The organism is Cupriavidus necator (assembly GCF_013141915.1).
Taxonomy (GTDB): domain Bacteria; phylum Pseudomonadota; class Gammaproteobacteria; order Burkholderiales; family Burkholderiaceae; genus Cupriavidus; species Cupriavidus necator_B.
In genome coordinates this window covers 374,912-394,035 of record NZ_SROX01000003.1, presented here as the reverse complement: position 1 = coordinate 394,035, position 19,124 = coordinate 374,912, and the positions used below count along the sequence as shown (strand labels likewise).

Here is a 19,124-nt window from a genome sequence, read left to right as displayed (position 1 = left end):
GACGATGTGGTGGTGCACACGAGTTTGCCCGCAGCTTCACCCGGCTGCGACAAAGCCTGGCGAATCGTCCCCCTTTCTTCCCAAACGGAGTTGTGTAATGATCTAAAGATAAAGAAAAGGCTGCCTGGAAAGGCCCGGTAACTGGTCTCGCACTTCAGACTGTGCAGCCAGAAGGAGACAAGCGGTGACTTCAAACCAAAGCCCCTACTTCGGCTTCGACAAAGATGCCCGTGGCGTGCGAAGCCTGTGGGAACGCTTCAATGCAGGGCTGATCGATATCAGCGACCGGCGGCCGCCCTACCAGCAGTTTCTGCTCAACGAATGGCAACGCTGCACCACGCTCGGCGTCGACGTTGCGTTAACGGTAGCCCAGCGACTCAACGAGGAAGAGTTCCGGCAGCGTCTCCAGTCGGGCCAGCGCCTGCTGAACGCCTCTGTGCCAGTCATCCAGGATGTAGGGCATTTTCTCGATGAGATTCCCGGCCTGATCATCCTTACTGAAGCCACGGGATGTGTCCTGCATATCACGGGCGCTCCCAGGATCCGCGAACAGGCTGCCACTCGCTCGGGCATTGTGGAGGGCTCCAAATGGAACGAGGCTTCCGCAGGCACGAACGGAATGGGCACCGCGCTTGCCACGGGGCAGCCAGTCCATGTCTTTGCCACGGAACATTTTTGCGAAGGCTGGCATTCGTGGTCGTGCGCCGCGGCGCCGATATTCGACATTGACGGGCGCACCGTCCTTGGTGTCGTTGACTTCACTATTGAAGAATCCGCCTTCCGCGACCAGGCATTGGCATTGACTGTGTCGATGGCCAACTCGATTCAAGCGCGCATGGTCATGTACAGGGAACTGGAGCGTAGCCGGCTGATCTCAGCGTTCGGCGAAACGGCGCGCCGCTACCCTCACGACGAAATGTTAGCGCTGGATCACGTCGGACGCGTGGTTGCTCACTCGCCAACCGATCGCTGCAGCAAGATCGTCGCAGCCTGGGGGGCGGGATCGCTGCAGGTCACGCCGGTCAGGCAAACGATCGACGTTTCTTCGCCTGAATCCGGCGAGAGAATTGGCGCGATTATCCTGCTGGCCAGCGAGCCGCAAATCCGCTTGCCTACTTCCGAACGCGCGCCCTTTCCGCAAAGCGATGCGGATCCCGTCAGGCGGTTCGGCCAGTTCCTGACCCGCGACCCGGAAACCCGGCGCATGCTGGACGAACTCCAGCGCGTGGCAACGACGGACGTCAATGTGCTGATCATTGGCGAAACCGGCACCGGCAAGGAATTGCTGGCGAGACATCTGCACGCGTGCAGTCACCGCTCCAATGAGCCCTATCTGCCAGTCAATTGCGGCGCCATCAGCGCGGAGTTGATGGAAAGTACGTTTTTTGGCTACGTGAGAGGCGCGTTTTCCGGCGCCGATCCACGCGGCCGCGCCGGATACTTCGAATCAGCGAGGGGTGGCACCCTGTTTCTTGATGAGGTCGGCGAACTGCCGCTGGCAATGCAGGCCGGCCTGCTTCGGGTATTGGAAGATGGCTCGTACCAACGGGTCGGTTCGTGCGAATCGCAGCGCGCACAGTGTCGGATCATCGCGGCTACCCACCGGAATCTGGAGCAGTTGGTCGCCGAGGGACAATTCCGCCAGGACCTCTACTTTCGCCTGAAGATCGTGCAGAAGACCGTCAAGCCACTGAGGGCGCGCCCTTGCGATATCCCCCCTTTGATCGAACAGTTTGTCGGCGCCATGCGCGAGAAGCACAGGATCGCTGCCGTCGACATCACGCCAGAAGCCCGCGCGGCACTCGAACGCTACACTTGGCCAGGCAACGCCCGCGAGGTGCGCAATGTCATCGAGGCGGCGCTGCTGTGTTCTGAAGGGCCCATCGATATTTCCTGCCTGCCGCCTGAAGTCACGCAACCACCTCAGCAAACCGAGAGGCTAGAAGCCGGCCCGAAACCGCCACCAACGGACAACCTGTCTTCCATGCAGGATTATGAGCGTCAACTGATCATCGGGATGCTGCGCAAGTACCGGAAGGCCAACTACGCTGCCAAGGCGCTCGGCATCGCACGTTCCACGCTCTACCGAAAATTCGCCGAGCTCAATATCGATCCGGGTCAGTACACGTCGGGCCAGGACGATTAATTCGTACTGCATGCGTCCATATCACCCCAAGGTCAGGCTTGCAGACCGTTGAGACGCATCTTCCTTTCCCCTCGCCAAGCCAACTCGCGCGGCACATCTTCGCGTGATTGCGGCGTGCACCCCTTTCCCTTAAAGCTGTTCGGCTCTCTCACGCAGGCTCGCCTGTCACGGAAGACATTCGAAGGACAGCGGGGTCTCATCGATCGGTCGGATTTGTCCGGCGCATCTCGCCCGGACAGGGTGCAAGCCTGCTTCAACACAGCAATTAGACCCAATTTCCCCGGGAATACCTGCAAGCACCGTCTCAAGCGACGACGGCACGGAACTTGATCATGAATGCCGGCAATCAAGGCGCTGGTGCATCACCACCATGGATTGCACAGGGCTCGATCTGAAACACCAGCCTCACGTTCGGATCCGCTGACCACCATGTCAAGCCGCTTGCAACCCGGGAGGCGTCCACATACGCACTTCCGTAATGCGTGCGTATGACAAACTGGCTTAATCGGCAGACTATCGCACGGATGTCCTCTGGCTTGCCAAGCCAATGCCGGTGACCATGCCCTGGTTAGCTTTTCGGTGAAGAGGAACCGCCCGAAGTCCGGTGTACACGAACCGCCTCGGCAAGACTTTTAACGTAGTCGTCGGAAATGTCGTGCTCAACTAGGGATTCGTCGAGCTGCAGCAAATAGTCGCGATTGCTTCCAAGATGCCCATTTGCGGTCGCAATCATCGGAGCGGTTGTCGCGATCGACGAATCATCCTCGTACAAGGCGTGCGCCGTATCGGCGACAAACGTGATAGCGCTCACGGTCTTGCCATCGGCCAGCTTGACCTCCCCCCACGTCGGCTGATAAACACCGCCCACCATTTCTCGCACCCACACCATCATGAGTTCGTGAACCAATTCATCCTCTCTCAGCCTGAACGCCACACCAACCGACTCTCCGGCCAGCTCGAGCCCCAGCATGCGACCAGGGTGCGTGCTGGTTCCGCGTGCCGTGACGAGGCGAATGCAGAAGCTACGGTGCCAGCCATGCAGCGTCGCCCGTTGCTTCTCGGCAAAGTGGAATAGTGGATTCCAGATCAGCGAGCCGTATGCGAACACCCAGACCGGTTCCTCAGGTTGCGGACGTCGCGCCAGGGTTTCGCGCATTGAGGTTTCGATGCGCTCCCGGGACCAGCGGAATTGCTCCGGCAGATCCTGAAACGATTCCAGGTAAGCACCTGTGCTAATCAGCTCTCTTGTCAGCATGATTGGATTCCTGCCCAAGTCTGCACTGAATCACGCCATTCAATGCAGACGAAGGAGGCAAGTATTAACCGTTACGCCACTCGATTGCGCTCGTGTTCGCCTGTTCTCTTTGGCGGCTCCGAAGGCCCTGTTCGGTCCATTCCGGCAATCATTGTCGTTGAATTCATGGATGGCAGACTGCCGACGGCGGCCACTTCAATGCGCTCTAAAACCACAACACTAAAATTGGCAATTGCGAGTGCGCCAACTACAGCGAGAACAGCGGTCTTTGAAAATTTCTTCAGGTTGCTAAAATTCATGATCATTAATCTCGATTGCTCCCGGTACCAGGTCGATGAGGTGTTCCTCCTTTCCTGTTGAACGGAGGATCATTGCATCAGGCAGCATGCGCCGGGTAGTCGGTGTAGCCTTTGGCGGAACCGCCATACCAGTCTTCCGGGCTGGATTGTGCAAGCGGAATGTCGTGCTTCAGTCGCGACACCAGGTCCGGGTTGGCGATGAACGCACGGCCGAATGCAACCAGGTCTGTCGTGCCTTCGCTCACCAGTTGCTTTGCCTTTTCCGGACTGATACCGCCGTTGACAATCAGCGAGCCGGAGTACGCTGGCCGCACGATCTCGAGGATATTGGGCAAGTCTGGACGGTCGAACCAGCCATTGGTATCCGCGATGTGAACGTAAGCCACGCCAAGATCCTGAAGCATGGCTGCGACATATTGGTACGTGCCCACTGGATCGAGGTCACGCACATTGTTGTATGCCGCGAATGGGGAGATTCTCACCCCGATCCGATCTATCGGCATCACTCGCGAAACCTGCTCGATAATCTCGCGCAAGAAGCGGGCACGATTTTCGACGGAGCCTCCGTATTCGTCGTCCCGTTGGTTGGTCGTTGCGGACAAGAACTGATGTGGCAGATAGCCGTTGGCCGCATGGACTTCGACACCATCGAAGCCGGCAGTGCGCGCATTGGCGGCAGCATACCGATATTCCTGAATGGCGGCCTTCACCTCCTGCGTACTCATTGCGCGCGATGGGGTGGCATGGATCCTGGTGTATACGCCGTTCTGCAGTTTTCCCCAGACATGAAGCTGGTGCAGGTCATCGTTGACAGCCGAGGGAGAAACCGGCGCATTCCCGTTCAGGATCGCGAAAGAGCTCGCTCGACCGGTGTGCCAAAGTTGCGCTACGATGCGCCCGCCCGCCAGATGCAGGCTTTCCACGATGCGCCGCCACGCTTCGGTCTGCTCCGGGCTGTACAGGCCAGGCGATCCCTCGAAGGACTGGGAGTTGCGGGTCACATTGATCGCTTCGGAGATCAACAGCCCTGCACCGGCGCGCTGAACGTAGTACTGCTCCATCAATGCGGAAGGGACATCGTTTGCATCCGCTCTGGAGCGGGTCAGCGGCGCCATCACGACACGGTTGGCGAGCGGGATCGCGCCGAGTTGGTAGGAATCAAATAGGTTTGGCATGTGCGCTTTCTCCTGAAAAGACACGGGGTGTTCGGCGCGAAAGGAATACCCTGTTCGCTGCCTGAAAACGAAACGCCTCGATAAAGGCGAGCGTGGTGCAACGGGTAGCCATACTCGGCTGGCTTCCGCTCCTTATGCCGCCTTGCCTGGGCCGGACGACATCTCGGTGCGTCGGTTGATGGTGCGGTAGTCAGCTATTCAATGCTGCCCACCAACCCCGCTGTTGAATGACTGCAGTGTCAGGGATCTGATGTTGGTGATATAGAGGGATGGTGTCCCGGAATACGGGACAATGGATCCCTAATCGGCAGCTGGTTTGCGTTCCGGAACTATGACCCTTCCACACCGTTTAGCGCGCACCAGGTTCCACTTGGCAGGCGCGTCCAAGCATTCGTGTTTGAACTTGGTGGGGTGTTTAGACCTGATCGAGGCGCCGCTGTGAATCGTTGCCGATACGCTGAAGCGAAGAGCGAAACCGCAAGGCTGCCTGACGAAAGGCACGCACATGACCGACTGGGGAATCCTCATCGGCAATCGAGTGATGAGGATCGCCTGGTGTGAAGAAGGCCTGGTAAAGTCGGACCGGCAGAAACAATTCACTGGCGCAAAGCCGGAAGAACAGCCATACCAAGTTCTTCCACAACGCCCAAAAGAGGCCGCGGACCGGGGGCGAGATGCAGCATGGCGTGGGCGACACCATTGGCCTCCAGTCGCTTCAGATAATCGATCAATGCCCAGCGGCCAGTTCGCAGGCCCAGTTCGATAGGTACTGCCTCGGTCGAAGGGTCGTCGACCAGGTCCAGGTGTATGGACTGAACGAACGGCTTTGGCATACCAGGGGACCGTTCTCGTAGCGCGGATTGCCAGAGGCCAATGCGCCCCTGCTGGCGAACTTCCTCTCTGTGGTACGTGGCCCATGCGTCTGCATGGGCTGCGATCCATTGCAAGGTTTGCCGGGCTGAACCCACCGCCATCATCGGCACGCGAGCAGCCGGCGGCACAGCAAGATCGTAGCCATCGGTGGCGCTCAGCAAGGCGGCACGATCGGCCTGCGAAGGCGACAGCGCCGCCCTGACGATCGCCCATCGCGTCCGGAACGCTTCTGCCCTTTGTTCAGGGTCGAGGCCAAACGCCGCAAATTCGGCCTCCCTGTCACCGGAGCCTAAGCCCAGGATAAAGCGGCCCTGCGACAGCCGGTCCAGCGACAGGGCGGACTTCGCCAGGTGGATCGGGTGTCGCAGTGGAAGCACCGCTGCGGCCGTACCGAGTGCAATCGAACGGGTTACCCCGGCAAGGAATGACAACCACACGAACGGGTCATCCAGCGCCGCGGCTTCCATGGTGGATCCTTGCGGGATCATCAGAGGTACGTCGCGGGCCCAAAGCGCAGCGAACTGGAGGGCGTCGGCGCGTGCGGCCAGGCGCAGCTCAGACTCGATGTCGGCCATCTCACCGGGCTTGCGCCCGAGCGGGGTCATCAAGCCTACGGTCAATTGCCCGGCGGCAAGGGTGCGCTCATAAGCGTGATTGAGTAGGTCCATGGCTCGTTCCCGATCGTGACGTGGCTTTCGGTGCCCCCGATTTTGGCGCTACGCTCGACAACCGGAGACTCGGTGAAGCATAGGTGTGATTCGCGCACCTGGACAATATCTGTACGCGAGGCGCTCCCGCCGTTGCACGTGTCCAAATCAGACGCTGAACCAGCCCGGCACGTATGCCATCTGGCCAATCCGCCATGTCTCGCCATCGTCCTTGATCAGCTGTATGCGATAGTGCGCGCCGTAGAGCGGTTTGTTCTCCGGCGTTGTCGTCCGCCCGGGCATAACGCGTCCCAACAGGAGCGCCGCGCTGCTCCCGTCGGACTGGATCTCGACCTGCAGCGGCTCACCATAATGCTGCATCCACGGCCACGGCAGGCGGAACGCCTTGAGCGTTGCCATCAACTCGCGGCGCCCTTTCAGATGTCCCATGGGCGTCAGTTCAGCCTCGGCATCCTCGCTGAAGCATTGACCGAACAACACGAAATCGGCTTGATCCAGGGCCCAGGCATAGCGGAACCAAGCCTCGGCGGCCGCCTCCTCGTTGCTGGTGGCCAATTCCGACACCGGGATTCGATGCCACGGTGCATCCAGCTCGCTGACGACGACGGCAGGCGGATCGCCGGGCTGCCATGCCCTGTCGGTCGGCGGCAGCTGCCAGCCCGTCAGCCTGGCCGACTCGCCATGGACCCAATGGAGCTGGATCCTGATTTCGCGTATGCGCGCACGGCTTCCCTGGCTCTCGAAAGACAGGATCACCACGCCGCCGAACGCTACCGCTTCAGCGTTGCCGGCAGATTGCCGCGCCTCGCCATGAAAATAGGCGCTGACCATGCTCTCGCTCCCATATGCCCGAGGAACACGATTGGTCGCGGCGATATGCACGGCCTCCAGGCCTGGGAAGTCGCTGGCCAGCGCCCCAAGGACATCATGGGCTCCCCGGAAATGGCCACGGTGGCTGCTGAACAGCTCGACTGCATCGGCCAGCAGATCTTCCGCAGGCATCGACGGTCTTCCGGCCCACGTATCGCAGAAGGCAGCAAGCAGATCCAGAAGTTGATGACGTGTAACAGTGGACGACATTGATTTCTCCATTCAGTCGGCCCGGAAGTGGGGCAGGACAAATTCCGCCAGTTCCTCCAGCACCTCTGCCGCGGGCCGGCGCAAGGGCTTGAGGTTAAGCGCGACGTGGCTGACGCCCTGAGCCTGCTGCCTTCGCCACAGGGCGATCAAAGCGTTGCGGCCGGCGCGGATGCCGTTGCCGACGTACTGCAACGGGGCGTTGGGGTTCTCGGACAGGTCGAAGAACGCGGCATAGCCGTATGGCCGCAGCCACCCCTCCTCATGGCTGGCCCGCCAGCTTTCCAATAGCTGCGGCATCCGGTCGAGGTCGCTCAGGTGCCAGATCCAGCCATCGCTGTGCCTGGCGATCCAGCCGAGATCCTGGCGGGCCCGGCCGATCACCAGCATGGGCATGCGCCCACCCACCGGCTTCGGAATCAGATCGATCTCGCCGCGGAAGGTGCCGTAGTAGCTAGTGGCCGCGCGCGGAAAGGACTGCTCCGTAACCGTCTTGATCAGACCGAAGGCTTCGCGGAAGCGGTCCCCGCGGCTCTCGTAGTCCGCCCCGAACGCCGGATATTCGATGGCGCGGTCACCAGTTGAAAGCCCCAGCAGCAAGCGGCCTTGCAGCAGCTGATCAGCGGATGCGGCTTGTTTGGCGACGATGAGCGGGTCGCGCAGCGTCAGGATGATGCCGGCTGTGCCCAGCGCGATCTTTTTGGTGTGAGCAGCGAGAAAGCCCAGATACACCATCGGGTCCAGCATCTGCCCGGTATCCCCGAAGTTGGGGTCGTAGAAGGGAACATCGCGCATCCATAGCGCAGAAAATCCCGCCTCGTCAGCCATCGTGGCCAGGCGCTGATGGTCTTGCAGAGTGGGGAACGGCGACGATGGATAGCCCTCCAGGGGCATGATGAAGCCAAACGTCAGCCGGCCAGGCTGGAAGACCCGGCGGTATCCGGGGTGGGCCTGCAATTCCGCAGGCACTGGACCGATTGAAGGGTTATTCATAGTGATGACTCCGCTAAACGGCGAGCGGCACGCTCCGAGGTCTGCGTTGACCCAATGCCTTGGTAGCAACTCGGCCCGCCGCATTAGCCCGCATTGCTCTGCCTTGTGGACAGGTAGCAAGGATAAGGCGATGATTGGGGATTTGGATTCCCGTGTCAGGGAACGCTGATGCCCCGCTGTGGGTGTGAGGACACAACACCATGGAGCCCAACCGATTCGGCGACATCGCCGCGTTCGTGGCGGCAGTAAAGGCTGGCAGCTTTACCGCCGCCGCCGATTCGCTCAGCCTCACCCGTTCAGCCATTGGCAAGAGCATCGTGCGCCTGGAGGGGCGACTGGGCGTGCGCCTGCTCAACCGCACCACGCGCAAGCTGAGCCTGACTGACGAGGGCCTGGTGGTATATGAACGCTGGCGCCAGATCCTGGAAGACCTCGAGGAGGTGGATGCCACCATGGCACTGCGCCGCGGCAGGCCAACCGGCACCCTCAAGCTGACGGCACCCTTGTCCTTCGGACAGCGCCACATCCTGCCGGTCCTTGATGCCTACCTGAAGCAGTGGCCCGAGCTGCGTGCGGATATCTCGTTCACCGACCGCTTCGTGGACCTCATCGAAGAAGGCTTCGACATTGCCATCCGTATCGGCATCCCGAAGGATGACTCGCAGATCCTCACTCGCACGATTGCCGAGCAGCAGTTCCTCACGTGCGCCTCACCGGAGTATCTAGCCCGGCGTGGGGTGCCACAAGTTCCGCAGGACCTGGCCGGTCACGACACCATTGTCTTCCAGAGCGCGGAGCGGCCACGTCCGTGGCGCTTTGACACGCCTGAAGGCCACTATCTGTTTGATGGCCCGGGACGCCTGAGCATCGACAGTTCGGAGGCGATGCGCGAAGCGGCGCTGGCTGGCTTCGGCCTGGTCTGCCTGCCGTCCTATCTCACGGGCGCCGACGTTCGCGCGGGCACGCTGGTGGAAGTGCTTGGCGCGTATCGCACAACGCCTGACCCCATCCGGGTCGTTTATCCCAGCAAGCGCCACCTGTCGCCGCGCATCCGGGCGTTCATCGACCTGCTGGTGGCACGGTGGGAAGCTGGTGTGCCATGGGAGCCTGGTACACAGGCCAATACCTGACTCGCGCCACTTTGCTGAACAGCGGGCTGCAGGAGAGTGTTGGGGGGTGGGATTGGGGCCCATGAGGACCGAGTGCCGGTCTCGCAAAGCGGTTTATCTCCACACGGGATTCAATGAGACTTACGACATCCCAATCCCCAGTGGTCCTCTGCCATGACTGTCCCAGCCTCTGCCACCCCAAAGGCGTTGCCTGCCGAGCTGCCGAGCCCGCACCCGGCCCTGCAACAGCATCCGGGCTTCCAGCGCCTGTTCCAGCCAGGTGCCCTGACCATCGGGCTGATCCTCCCGCTCGAAACCCATCCGGGACGGCCCGCGCCGACCATGCGCGGCCACGTGCAGATGGCCCAGCGCGCCGAGCAGCTGGGTTTCGGCGCACTTTGGATGCGCGACGTACCCTTCTTCGATCCGAATTACGGCGATGTGGCACAGATTTTCGAGCCAATGGTCTACATCTCGTACCTGGCTGCTGCGACCGAACGAATTGCCCTGGGTACCACTGGCATCGTGCTTCCAACGCGCGAGCCGATGAACCTGGCCAAGCAGGCGACGTCGCTGGACCAACTCAGTGGTGGCAGGCTGGTGCTCGGGCTGTCCTCAGGCGACCGCTATAGCGATTACCCGATGTTCGGCATCGACTACGAGAGCCGCGGCGAGCGCTATCGCGACGCCTATGGCGTCTTCCGGACGCTGTCTGAAGAAAGCTTTCCGAGCTTTCAGTCTGCACGCTTCGGAGGATCGCCTGGCGCCCTCGACCTGGTTCCCAAGGCGCCGTTCGGGCGAGTTCCCGCCATCGCCGTGGGCCAGGCACAGCAAAGCATGGAATGGCTGGCGCATAACCTGGACGGATTCCTGGGAGGAGCGCCCGCTCCGTACGGGCTGGCACAGCTCGGCGAAGAGTGGCGCAAGCACGTGCACGCTGCGGCGGGTGAGCAAGCCTTCAAGCCTTTGGGGCTGGGAGGCTACCTCGACCTGGCCGAAGACCCGGATGTGCCGTTCCAGCGCTTCCCTGGCGGTTTCCGCGCCGGACGCAACGGGCTGCGTGACTATCTGGAACTGGCTCAGGCAGCCGGCATTTCCCACGTTGCCCTCAATCCGAAGGTCAGCCGCCAGCCCTATGGCGAGATCCTGGACGAACTGGCGGAGTACGTGTTGCCACACTTCCCTTCGCATCCGTGAACCGGCAGCACGCACGCCAATACTCGCACCTGCTACCCGGAGCCCTTGCCATGACATCCCTCTTCGATCCTTATGACCTTGCCGGCCTGCAGTTGCCAAATCGCGTCGTCATGGCGCCGATGACACGCGCCCGGGCAGTCGACACCGTCCCGCCGACGGATATGGCCACGTATTACGCCCAGCGTGCCAGCGCCGGCCTGATCATCACCGAAAGCGCCCAGGTCTCGGCTCAGGGCCGCGGCTACCTGTACACGCCAGGGATCCACACGCCCCAGCAAATCGCAGGATGGCAGCGCACCACCGACGCAGTGCATCGCGCCGGCGGCCGGATCTTCATCCAGCTCTGGCATGTCGGGCGGGTCTCGCATGTTTCGCTACAAGCGGACGGCAATGCACCGGTCTCTTCGGTGGCGGTAACGGCAGCCGATACCCAGGTACTCGCCTACGACACCAACGGTCAGCCGGCCCAGGTGCAGGTCAGCGCGCCGGCGGCCCTGGACCTGGCCGGCATCCGCGGCGTGATCGAGGACTTTCGCAACGCCGCACGCAACGCCATGGCCGCTGGCTTTGACGGCGTCGAAATCCATGCGGGTAACGGGTTCCTGTTCGAGCAGTTCATCAATGCCGGCCTGAACACCCGCACCGACCAATATGGGGGCGCGTCCATCGACAACCGGCTGCGCCTCCTGCTGGAGACCGTCGATGCGGTCGCCGGTGAGATTGGCAATGCGCGCGTGGGCGTGCGCGTGTCGCCGCAGGCCCGGCTTAACGACCTGCATGCGTTCGAAGAAGAGGAAGCGACCTGGCTCGCTTTGGCCGAGGCATTGTCCCGCCGCAGCCTGGCTTACATGCACGCGAGTCACCTCGAATCGCCCGCATTCCAGCAGGCTTTCCGCAAGGCCTACCAGGGCACGCTAATGCTGGCAGGCGGTTTCAATTCGGAAAGCGCCCGAGAGGCCCTGGACGCAGGGCAGGCCGATGTGATTGTGTTCGGCCGGCCGTTTATCTCGAATCCGGACCTGGTGGAGCGCTTGCGCAACGATTGGCCATTGGCGGAAGCCGGGCGTGAGGCCTTCTATGGTGGCGGCGCCCGTGGGTACATCGACTACCCGGCTTACGATCCGGCCAGAGCACCGGCAAACGAGCCGACCCATGAAAGACAGGCCAGCCACCGCCAGGCATGACAGGCGGACAAGGCATAGCGCCGCCTCAGACTTGCTCACCAAAACCAGGGGCGTGGGCCGCTGCCCTGCCCCTTGCAACCTCTCAATGGAGTTCCTATGACCGCCCTGTCCGTCCTGGATCTGGTAATGATCGGACAAGACAAGAGTCTTGCCGAGGCCGTGGATGAGTCGCGCCAGCTGGCCCGGCATGTCGAGCAGCATGGCTTCCGTCGCTACTGGGTCGCGGAGCATCACAATATGCCAGGCATTGGCTCGGCCGCCACCTCGCTGATCATCAGCGATATCGCCTCGGCCACGTCGTCCATCCGTGTCGGGTCCGGTGGCGTCATGCTGCCCAACCATGCACCGCTGGTTGTCGCCGAGCAGTTCGGCACCCTGGAAGCGCTATATCCAGGTCGAATCGATCTTGGCCTCGGACGCGCGCCAGGCAGCGGCGGCCCGACGGTTCAGGCGTTGCGACGCGGCGCCAGGGAACGCGACTTTGCGCAGGATGTCGTCGAGTTGATGGACTATCTGGCCGACAACGGCAAGCAGCCGGTGCGCGCGGTTCCGGAACGGCATGACGTACCGCTCTGGATTCTCGGCTCCAGCATGTACGGTGCCGATCTTGCGGCAAAGCTCGGCCTGCCCTATGCATTTGCTTCGCACTTCGCGCCGCGTTACCTGCACCAGGCGATCACCCACTACCGCAACAACTTCCGGCCCTCGCAGCAACTCGCCACGCCGTACGTCATGGTCGGCGTGAATATATTCGCGGCTGAGACAAACGAGGAAGCGGAGTACCTGGCGAGTTCGCACCAACAATGGATGCTGAACCTGCACATGGGGCGCCTTGGCCTGTTGCCCAAGCCCGTGGAGGACTACGTGCGGCGCTTGCCCGATCACGAGCGCGAAGTCCTGGACCAGGTCATGGCCTGCACCGTGGCCGGCGACAAGCCGACCGTCGGCGCGTGGATTGAGAAGATCGTTGACCAGACCGGTGCCGACGAGCTGATGATCGACTGCCGCATCTACGACCCGCAGGCGCGGATGCGCTCGCACCAGTATGCCGCGGAGTCCATGGGCGACCTCCTCAGCCGCTAGTCCATGGGCGACCTCCTCAGCCGCGTAGGACCTGACGCTTTGCAACTTGCCAAGCTGCAAAGAGCGGATGCCAGTAGCGGAGAGGGAACAGCGCAAACCCATCGGATTGGATCGTCCCGCACTTCCTTCGCAGAGACTGCACAATGCACACAAGGCGTCAGAGGGTGACTTGTAAAGGGAACCTGTAGCGTGGCTACCCGCCATTGTCCCCCTGTAGACCTCGGTGGGTGGCATGACGGTAAATTTTCCGATCTCCTGAATCAGAGACTGCTCGAACTCTCGAATCGTCAATACCACTTTAGCGTCGGTATTGGGGTAAATTGGCTCACGTTCAGCGGCATCGCTAAGAGGCGACGCGGCCAGCGTATCAATGACCGCGGTGCCGGCCTCCCATGAAGGCGGCTGCATCGGCGGCGGTCATGCCCCAATTGTCGCGCGCGCCGAGGTTGGCGCCGCTTGAGACTAGTAGATCTACGATTTCAGTCCTGTCGAACATCGCGGCGACCATTAGCGCAGTGCGGCCGTCTGGCGACGCGCCTTCGACGTCGGCGCCATACGCCAGCAGTACTTCAATTACGTCCTTGAAGCCCTTGTAGGCCGCTCCGGCAATTGGTGTCTGGCCAGCCGCGTTACACATGTCAGGCGAGGCTCCGGCATCAAGCAAAGTGCGCAGGGTGTCCACCTGTCCGTGGTAGGCGGCCAGCATCACAAGGCTGTCGCCCTTCTCGTTGCGCAGGTCCGGCGACAAGCCGCGCGCAATCAGGGCAGCAAGCGAACCCGCATCCCCTTGGCGCACCAGGTTGAAAACCTCGGCCAGCGCGGCGACCACGCGAGCCTCTTCCTCAGGCGTCATGTTCCGTTTCCAGTCTGATATAGCTTGGGTCATTATCCTTGTTCTCTCCCCCGCAAGGCGGGAGAGAGCTGTACAGGTCAGACGCAGGGCCGTTCTTACCTTTGGCTTTCGATACGTTCAATCGCCGCAGCTACGCCGGCACCGTAGGCCGGGTCGGCGGCCGTGCAGTGGTCGATGTGGCGTTGCTGAATGTGCTTCGATACACCCTTGATCGAACGAGACGTGTTGTCGAACAGTGACTGCTGCTGCGCTGGCGACATCAGGCGGAACAGCGCCCCCGGCTGAGAGAAGTAGTCGTCGTCCGCGCGATGGTTCCAGTGGTCGGCCGCGCCTTCCAGCGTCAGCGGCGGCTCGAGGAAGTCGGGCTGGTCAGCCCACTCGCCCTTCGTATTTGGCTCATACGCGATGGTGCCACCCTGGTTGTTGTCCGTGCGCATCCGGCCATCCCGGTGATAGCTGTTGACATACTTCGCGGCCTTCGGCGAATTCACCGGGATCAGATGGTGGTTGACACCCAGACGATAGCGCGCGGCGTCGCCATACGAGAACAGACGGCCCTGCAGCATCTTGTCCGGAGAGAAGCCGATGCCAGGAACAATTGTCGACGGTGCAAACGATGCTTGCTCGACTTCGGCGAAGTGGTTGTCCGGATTGCGATTGAGCTCCAGCATGCCAACTTCGATCAGCGGATAGTCCTTCTTCGGCCAGATCTTGGTCAAGTCGAATGGGTTGTACGGCACCTTGCTGGCATCGGCCTCGGGCATGATCTGCACGCAGAGCTTCCAGCGCGGGAAATCGCCACGGTCGATGGCTTCGTACAGGTCACGCTGGTGATACTCGCGATCCTGCCCCGTGACTTCGGCAGCCTCGGCGTCGGTCAGGTTCTGGATGCCCTGCTGGGTCACGAAGTGAAACTTTACCCAGTAGCGCTGCATGTCCTGACTAATGAAGCTGTACGTGTGGCTGCCGAAGACGTGCATATGACGCCAACTGCGCGGGATGCCGCGGTCGCTCATGACAATGGTGATCTGGTGCAGCGCTTCGGGCAGGCTGGTCCAGAAGTCCCAGTTGTTCTCGGCGCTTCGCAAGCCGGTACGCGGGTCGCGCTTCACGGCGTGGTTCAGATCGGGGAACTTGAGCGGATCGCGGAGGAAGAACACTGGCGTGTTGTTGCCCACCAGGTCCCAGTTGCCTTCTTCCGTGTAGAACTTGATCGCAAAGCCGCGGATGTCCCGCTCGGCATCGGCCGCACCACGCTCGCCGGCCACTGACGAGAAGCGCACAAACACTTCCGTCTTCTTGCCGATTTCCGAGAACAGGTCGGCACGCGTGTACTTGGCGATGTCTTTCGTAACCGTGAATGTGCCGTAGGCGCCGGAGCCTTTTGCGTGCATGCGGCGCTCGGGGATGACCTCGCGGTCGAAGTGCGCCAGTTTCTCCAAGAGCCAGACATCCTGTAGCAGTGCAGGTCCGCGCGCACCGGCAGTCTGGATATTTTGATTGTCGGCGACAGGAGCGCCAAATGCGGTCGTGAGCTTCTTCATGTTGGGGTTCCTTTGGTGCATGGCGCGACCTCATTGGCTCGCGCCGGATGTTTGTGGGCGTGCTGAATGCGGGCAGAGTGCTCCCTATTTAGTCGAACCGCAGCCACAAGAACTCCTCCGCCTGAAAATCAGTACGTTAGACGCTAACGGTACAGTGATACCGCCCGAAGCGCTGATAGCAATGTATGAGCGGCCGTGACTAGAATAGTCCAACTCCATCGAGCGCGGTATCAATGTTGATGGCACGAGATAAAAGATGCGATACGGACGAGGAGCGTCCGCGCATAGCTTTTGAGCTCTCCGTGTTGTCACGATCTCGGTGTATTCGTTGTGGACAAACTGTAGTAGCCGACGACATGTATTGCACGGCTCCAGTTTTCAATCCTGGAGTGCATCCGCATGATCGGTGGCACGGTGCAGCCCCCTAAGATCGTCGAAGTACTGTAGGTACCAACGCCATGATTACGCCGACCCAAAGGGGTAAACCACTAGCCCACAGAGCTACCCTGCCTCGAAAGCGCATTCTACAATTTATCCATCGATCACCATCTTGCATTGGCGAGAGCCGCTGAACGGGACCTGCCCGGACAGCACCATGATCATTCCCCACCTGAAACCATTGCTGGCAAGAACGAACCAGGAACCAGGATGGTTGGCGCTCGCTCGATAAGTGGTCGATCGATAACTATCAAGCGTCATTGACTCAGAGGCATGCTGATTGCCGCTGGAGACGCCGATCGTACGACGGGCTGCCCTGGCCCGTAGTGCGATCAGAATGCCCCGCCAACAGGAGACCCGCATGGCAACCATGAAAGCAACTGTGTTCGTAGAGCCTGGCCGTATCGCACTGGAGGACAAACCCATTCCCGACGTCGGTCCGACCGATGCGCTGATCCGCATTACCACTACAACCATTTGTGGTACCGACATCCATATCCTGAAAGGCGAGTATCCCGTCGAGAAGGGCCTGACGCTGGGGCACGAGCCGATCGGAATCATCGAGAAACTCGGCTCGCAAGTGAAGGGCTATCATGAGGGCCAGCGCGTGCTGTGCGCGGCGGTCACCCCGTGTGGCCAGTGCTCGTCATGCCTGATGGGGTTCCATTCCCAGTGCGGCAGCAATTCCGCCAGCGGCTGGAAAGTCGCGGGGGGCTGGAAGATCGGCAACTACCTCGATGGCTGCCAGGCGGAATACTTTGTTGTACCGGACGCGCAAGCCAACCTGACCGTGATCCCCGACAACCTCACCGACGAGGACGTGCTACTGGTGCCGGATATCGTCAGTACCGGCTTTTCCGCTGCCGAATCTGCCGGTGTCAAGATCGGCGACGTTGTGGTCGTGGTGGCGCAAGGGCCTATCGGACTGTGCGCGACAAGCGGTGCGCGGCTGATGGGCGCCGGCCTGATCATCGCAGTCGATCCGGTCGAGGACCGCCTGCAGAAGGCCAAGACAATGGGTGCAGATGTCCTGCTCAATCCAACGAAGTGCGATGTCGTCGAGGAAGTGATGAAGCTTACGCAAGGCGTGGGCGCGGATGTCGCGCTCGAATGCCTGGGCAGGGATGAGACGATCGCTACCTGCGTCAACGTGACACGCCCGGGCGGAACGATCTCAAGCGTCGGCATCTATTCCAAGAGCATCCCCATCCCGCTCGACGGGTTCGGGGCCGGCCTTGCGAACAAACGCATTGTGACTTCCACCTGCCCAGGCGGCAAGGAACGCATGCGGCGGCTGCTGAATGTGGTATCGAGTCAGCGTATCAAGCTCGATCATCTCGTCACGCACACCTACTCGCTCGATGACGTCGTTGCGGCATACGAACTATTCGGTCATCAGCGCGATGGAGTCGTGAAACTAGCACTGAAGCCCTGACGGGCAAGGCCCCTTCCAGCAAGTGCCACGCAAGAATGAGAAACCCGCCGGCTGGCGGGTTTCTCATTGGCGAGAAGCACTACTATGCTGAACTACCCGGCTCTGGCGCCTTCGATATGTTCGTAGTGGATATCGAAAGCCTTGTTGGTAATGAACAGGAACGTCACGTCATTGTCCTCGGTCGCTCCATGGAACATGGTGGTGCCCTCCTGGAACCACACAAAGCTCCCCGGGCCGAACTCTCCGGCATGCGTCTTCAGGATCCCGTCCAGAACGTAGATACCATGAGAGCAATTGTGCCAGTGAGACCGATTAATGAAGCCTGCCTTGTAGCAGATCTTGGAAATGGAGACGCCGGTTTCATCGTCGACATGGCAGGTCTTGACCGGCAGCTTTGCGCCTAACTCAGGAATTTCAAGGAACTCCCAGGGCACTCTGTTGGTGTCCACTGATTTGATTGGCATGTTCATATGTCAGCTATTTATTGGGTCGTGTACCGGAAAGGCAGGGGTATTCACGCCGCCTGACTTTGGTCCAGTTCGGGATAATCCACGTAGCCCTCCGCGCCGCCACCGAAGAAAGCGGCAGGGTCGGGCGTATTCAGCGGATGGTCGCCACGCAGCCGTTCAGGCAGGTCGGGGTTGCCGATGAACGGACGACCGAACGCAATGATGTCGGCACGGCCATCCGCGACGGCTCGTTCGGCGCTCTCACCGTCATAGCCGCCCGCCAGCATCAACACCCCCTGATAGGTCTTGCGCAACTGTCGGATGATGGCGTCCCAGCGAGGATCAACCTGCTCATCCCGCACAGTGCCGACGATGGCGGGCTCCACGAGGTGCAGGTAGGCGAGCGGCCAGTCGTTGAGGCGCCCGACGATGTAGCCGAAGGTGTCCTCCGGCGTCGCATCGCCCATGCCCATGAAGCGACCCATTGGCGTCAGGCGTACGGCCACGCGCTCGGCACCAATCTCCGCACTGACCGCGTCAACCACCTCGAGCAGGAAGCGCGCGCGGTTCTCGATGCTGCCGCCATAGTTGTCCTGCCGATGGTTACTGGCGGAATTGATGAACTGGTCGAGCAAGTAGCCGTTGCCTGCATGGATTTCCACGCCGTCCATCCCCGCAGATATGGCATTGCGTGCAGCCTGGCGGTAGTCCGCCACGATGTCTGCAATCCCCGCCGCCGTCAGGGCTTGCGGCACCGGTATTTCGGCCCAGATGCCATTGCCGTCCGCATCGGTTACGAAGGTCTTGCCAGGAACAGGCAAGGCGCTGGGGGCGACCGGCAACGCGTTGCCGGGCTGGAACATGGGGTGCGAAACCCGGCCCACGTGCCACAGCTGCAGGAACATCCTGCCCCCTTCAGCGTGAACGGCATCGGCCACGGCCCGCCAGCCATCGATCTGCGCCTCGGTATGGATACCGGGTGTCCAGGCGTAGCCCTGACCTTGCGGCGAAATCTGGGTCGCTTCCGAGATGATCAACGCCGCCGATGCACGCTGCCGGTAGTACGTCGTGTTCATGTCGGTCGGTATGTTGCCGGGCTGGCCCGCACGCGAACGGGTAAGTGGCGCCATCGCCACGCGATGCGGCAGGGACAGCGGACCGACCGAGATCGGACGGAAGAGATGAGTAGTCATGGATGGACTTCCTGATGCGTGGAGAAGTGCTTTCGATCCTGTTGCGCCGCGAGCTCCCGGTGATGGTGAGGCGGCGAACGATACGCGCGGAGCTTCGATGTCCTGCGAGCAATTGGCCCGACAGGGCTCCGGTGCCTTGAAGCGTAGGCAAGC

Annotated in this window: 16 protein-coding genes; 6 read left to right on the top strand and 10 right to left on the bottom strand. The window is 61.2% G+C overall.

Translation table 11 applies throughout. The annotated features are described in order from the left end of the window. Window positions 1–184 precede the first annotated feature (184 nt). Window positions 185–2,146, top strand: coding sequence for a sigma-54-dependent Fis family transcriptional regulator (locus E5S69_RS09665; RefSeq protein ID WP_058697576.1), 1,962 nt, complete (start codon window positions 185–187; stop codon window positions 2,144–2,146). A gap of 568 nt (window positions 2,147–2,714) precedes the next feature. Here E5S69_RS09665 and E5S69_RS09660 read toward each other — a convergent pair. The 6 genes from E5S69_RS09660 to E5S69_RS09635 all read right to left on the bottom strand — a co-directional run bounded on the left by E5S69_RS09660 (window position 2,715) and on the right by E5S69_RS09635 (window position 8,486). Continuing rightward, complete coding sequence (locus E5S69_RS09660; RefSeq protein WP_058697575.1) at window positions 2,715–3,401, bottom strand: gamma-glutamylcyclotransferase; 687 nt, start codon at window positions 3,399–3,401, stop codon at window positions 2,715–2,717. Between the two features lie 71 nt (window positions 3,402–3,472). Then, window positions 3,473–3,700, bottom strand: a complete 228-nt coding sequence (locus E5S69_RS09655) for a hypothetical protein (RefSeq protein ID WP_143010701.1) — start codon at window positions 3,698–3,700, stop codon at window positions 3,473–3,475. A gap of 77 nt (window positions 3,701–3,777) precedes the next feature. Continuing rightward, entirely contained in the window at window positions 3,778–4,875 is a 1,098-nt protein-coding gene (locus E5S69_RS09650; protein WP_058697574.1) for an alkene reductase, read from the bottom strand. 596 nt (window positions 4,876–5,471) lie between these two features. Further along, complete coding sequence (locus E5S69_RS09645) at window positions 5,472–6,416, bottom strand: TIGR03571 family LLM class oxidoreductase (protein ID WP_058697573.1); 945 nt, start codon at window positions 6,414–6,416, stop codon at window positions 5,472–5,474. Between the two features lie 147 nt (window positions 6,417–6,563). Further along, the gene (locus tag E5S69_RS09640; protein WP_081050243.1) at window positions 6,564–7,496 is read right to left on the bottom strand and encodes a nuclear transport factor 2 family protein; all 933 of its coding nucleotides are present in this window, start codon (window positions 7,494–7,496) and stop codon (window positions 6,564–6,566) included. A gap of 12 nt (window positions 7,497–7,508) precedes the next feature. Further along, entirely contained in the window at window positions 7,509–8,486 is a 978-nt protein-coding gene (locus tag E5S69_RS09635) for an LLM class oxidoreductase (protein ID WP_058697571.1), read from the bottom strand. A 200-nt stretch (window positions 8,487–8,686) separates the two neighbouring features. On the opposite strand from E5S69_RS09635, the gene E5S69_RS09630 reads away from it, so the two are divergent. From E5S69_RS09630 to E5S69_RS09615, 4 genes are all read left to right on the top strand, one after another. Then, window positions 8,687–9,616 (top strand): LysR family transcriptional regulator, encoded by a 930-nt coding sequence (locus E5S69_RS09630; RefSeq protein ID WP_058697570.1) that lies wholly within the window; start codon window positions 8,687–8,689, stop codon window positions 9,614–9,616. 153 nt (window positions 9,617–9,769) lie between these two features. Then, a complete protein-coding gene (locus tag E5S69_RS09625; protein ID WP_058697569.1) occupies window positions 9,770–10,792 on the top strand; it encodes an LLM class oxidoreductase in 1,023 nt (340 codons plus the stop codon). A 50-nt stretch (window positions 10,793–10,842) separates the two neighbouring features. After that, a complete protein-coding gene (locus E5S69_RS09620; protein WP_058697568.1) occupies window positions 10,843–11,976 on the top strand; it encodes an alkene reductase in 1,134 nt (377 codons plus the stop codon). Between the two features lie 96 nt (window positions 11,977–12,072). Beyond that, on the top strand, window positions 12,073–13,059 hold the full coding sequence (locus E5S69_RS09615; RefSeq protein ID WP_058697567.1) for an LLM class flavin-dependent oxidoreductase: 987 nt from the start codon (window positions 12,073–12,075) through the stop codon (window positions 13,057–13,059). 367 nt (window positions 13,060–13,426) lie between these two features. Here E5S69_RS09615 and E5S69_RS09610 read toward each other — a convergent pair whose 3' ends face one another. Next, window positions 13,427–13,912, bottom strand: coding sequence for an ankyrin repeat domain-containing protein (locus E5S69_RS09610; protein WP_199414554.1), 486 nt, complete (start codon window positions 13,910–13,912; stop codon window positions 13,427–13,429). A gap of 95 nt (window positions 13,913–14,007) precedes the next feature. Further along, window positions 14,008–15,456 carry a catalase gene (locus E5S69_RS09605; RefSeq protein WP_058697566.1) on the bottom strand — a complete coding sequence of 483 codons (1,449 nt, stop codon included), beginning with the start codon at window positions 15,454–15,456 and terminating at the stop codon, window positions 14,008–14,010. Between the two features lie 799 nt (window positions 15,457–16,255). On the opposite strand from E5S69_RS09605, the gene E5S69_RS09600 reads away from it, so the two are divergent. Then, window positions 16,256–17,329, top strand: a complete 1,074-nt coding sequence (locus tag E5S69_RS09600; protein ID WP_058697565.1) for a zinc-binding dehydrogenase — start codon at window positions 16,256–16,258, stop codon at window positions 17,327–17,329. Between the two features lie 92 nt (window positions 17,330–17,421). On the opposite strand, the gene E5S69_RS09595 is transcribed toward E5S69_RS09600, so the two are convergent. Together E5S69_RS09595 and E5S69_RS09590 are read right to left on the bottom strand one after the other, a co-directional pair. Then, on the bottom strand, window positions 17,422–17,799 hold the full coding sequence (locus tag E5S69_RS09595) for a cupin domain-containing protein (protein WP_058697564.1): 378 nt from the start codon (window positions 17,797–17,799) through the stop codon (window positions 17,422–17,424). 44 nt (window positions 17,800–17,843) lie between these two features. Further along, window positions 17,844–18,971, bottom strand: coding sequence for an alkene reductase (locus E5S69_RS09590; RefSeq protein ID WP_058697563.1), 1,128 nt, complete (start codon window positions 18,969–18,971; stop codon window positions 17,844–17,846). Between the last annotated feature and the right edge of the window lie 153 nt (window positions 18,972–19,124).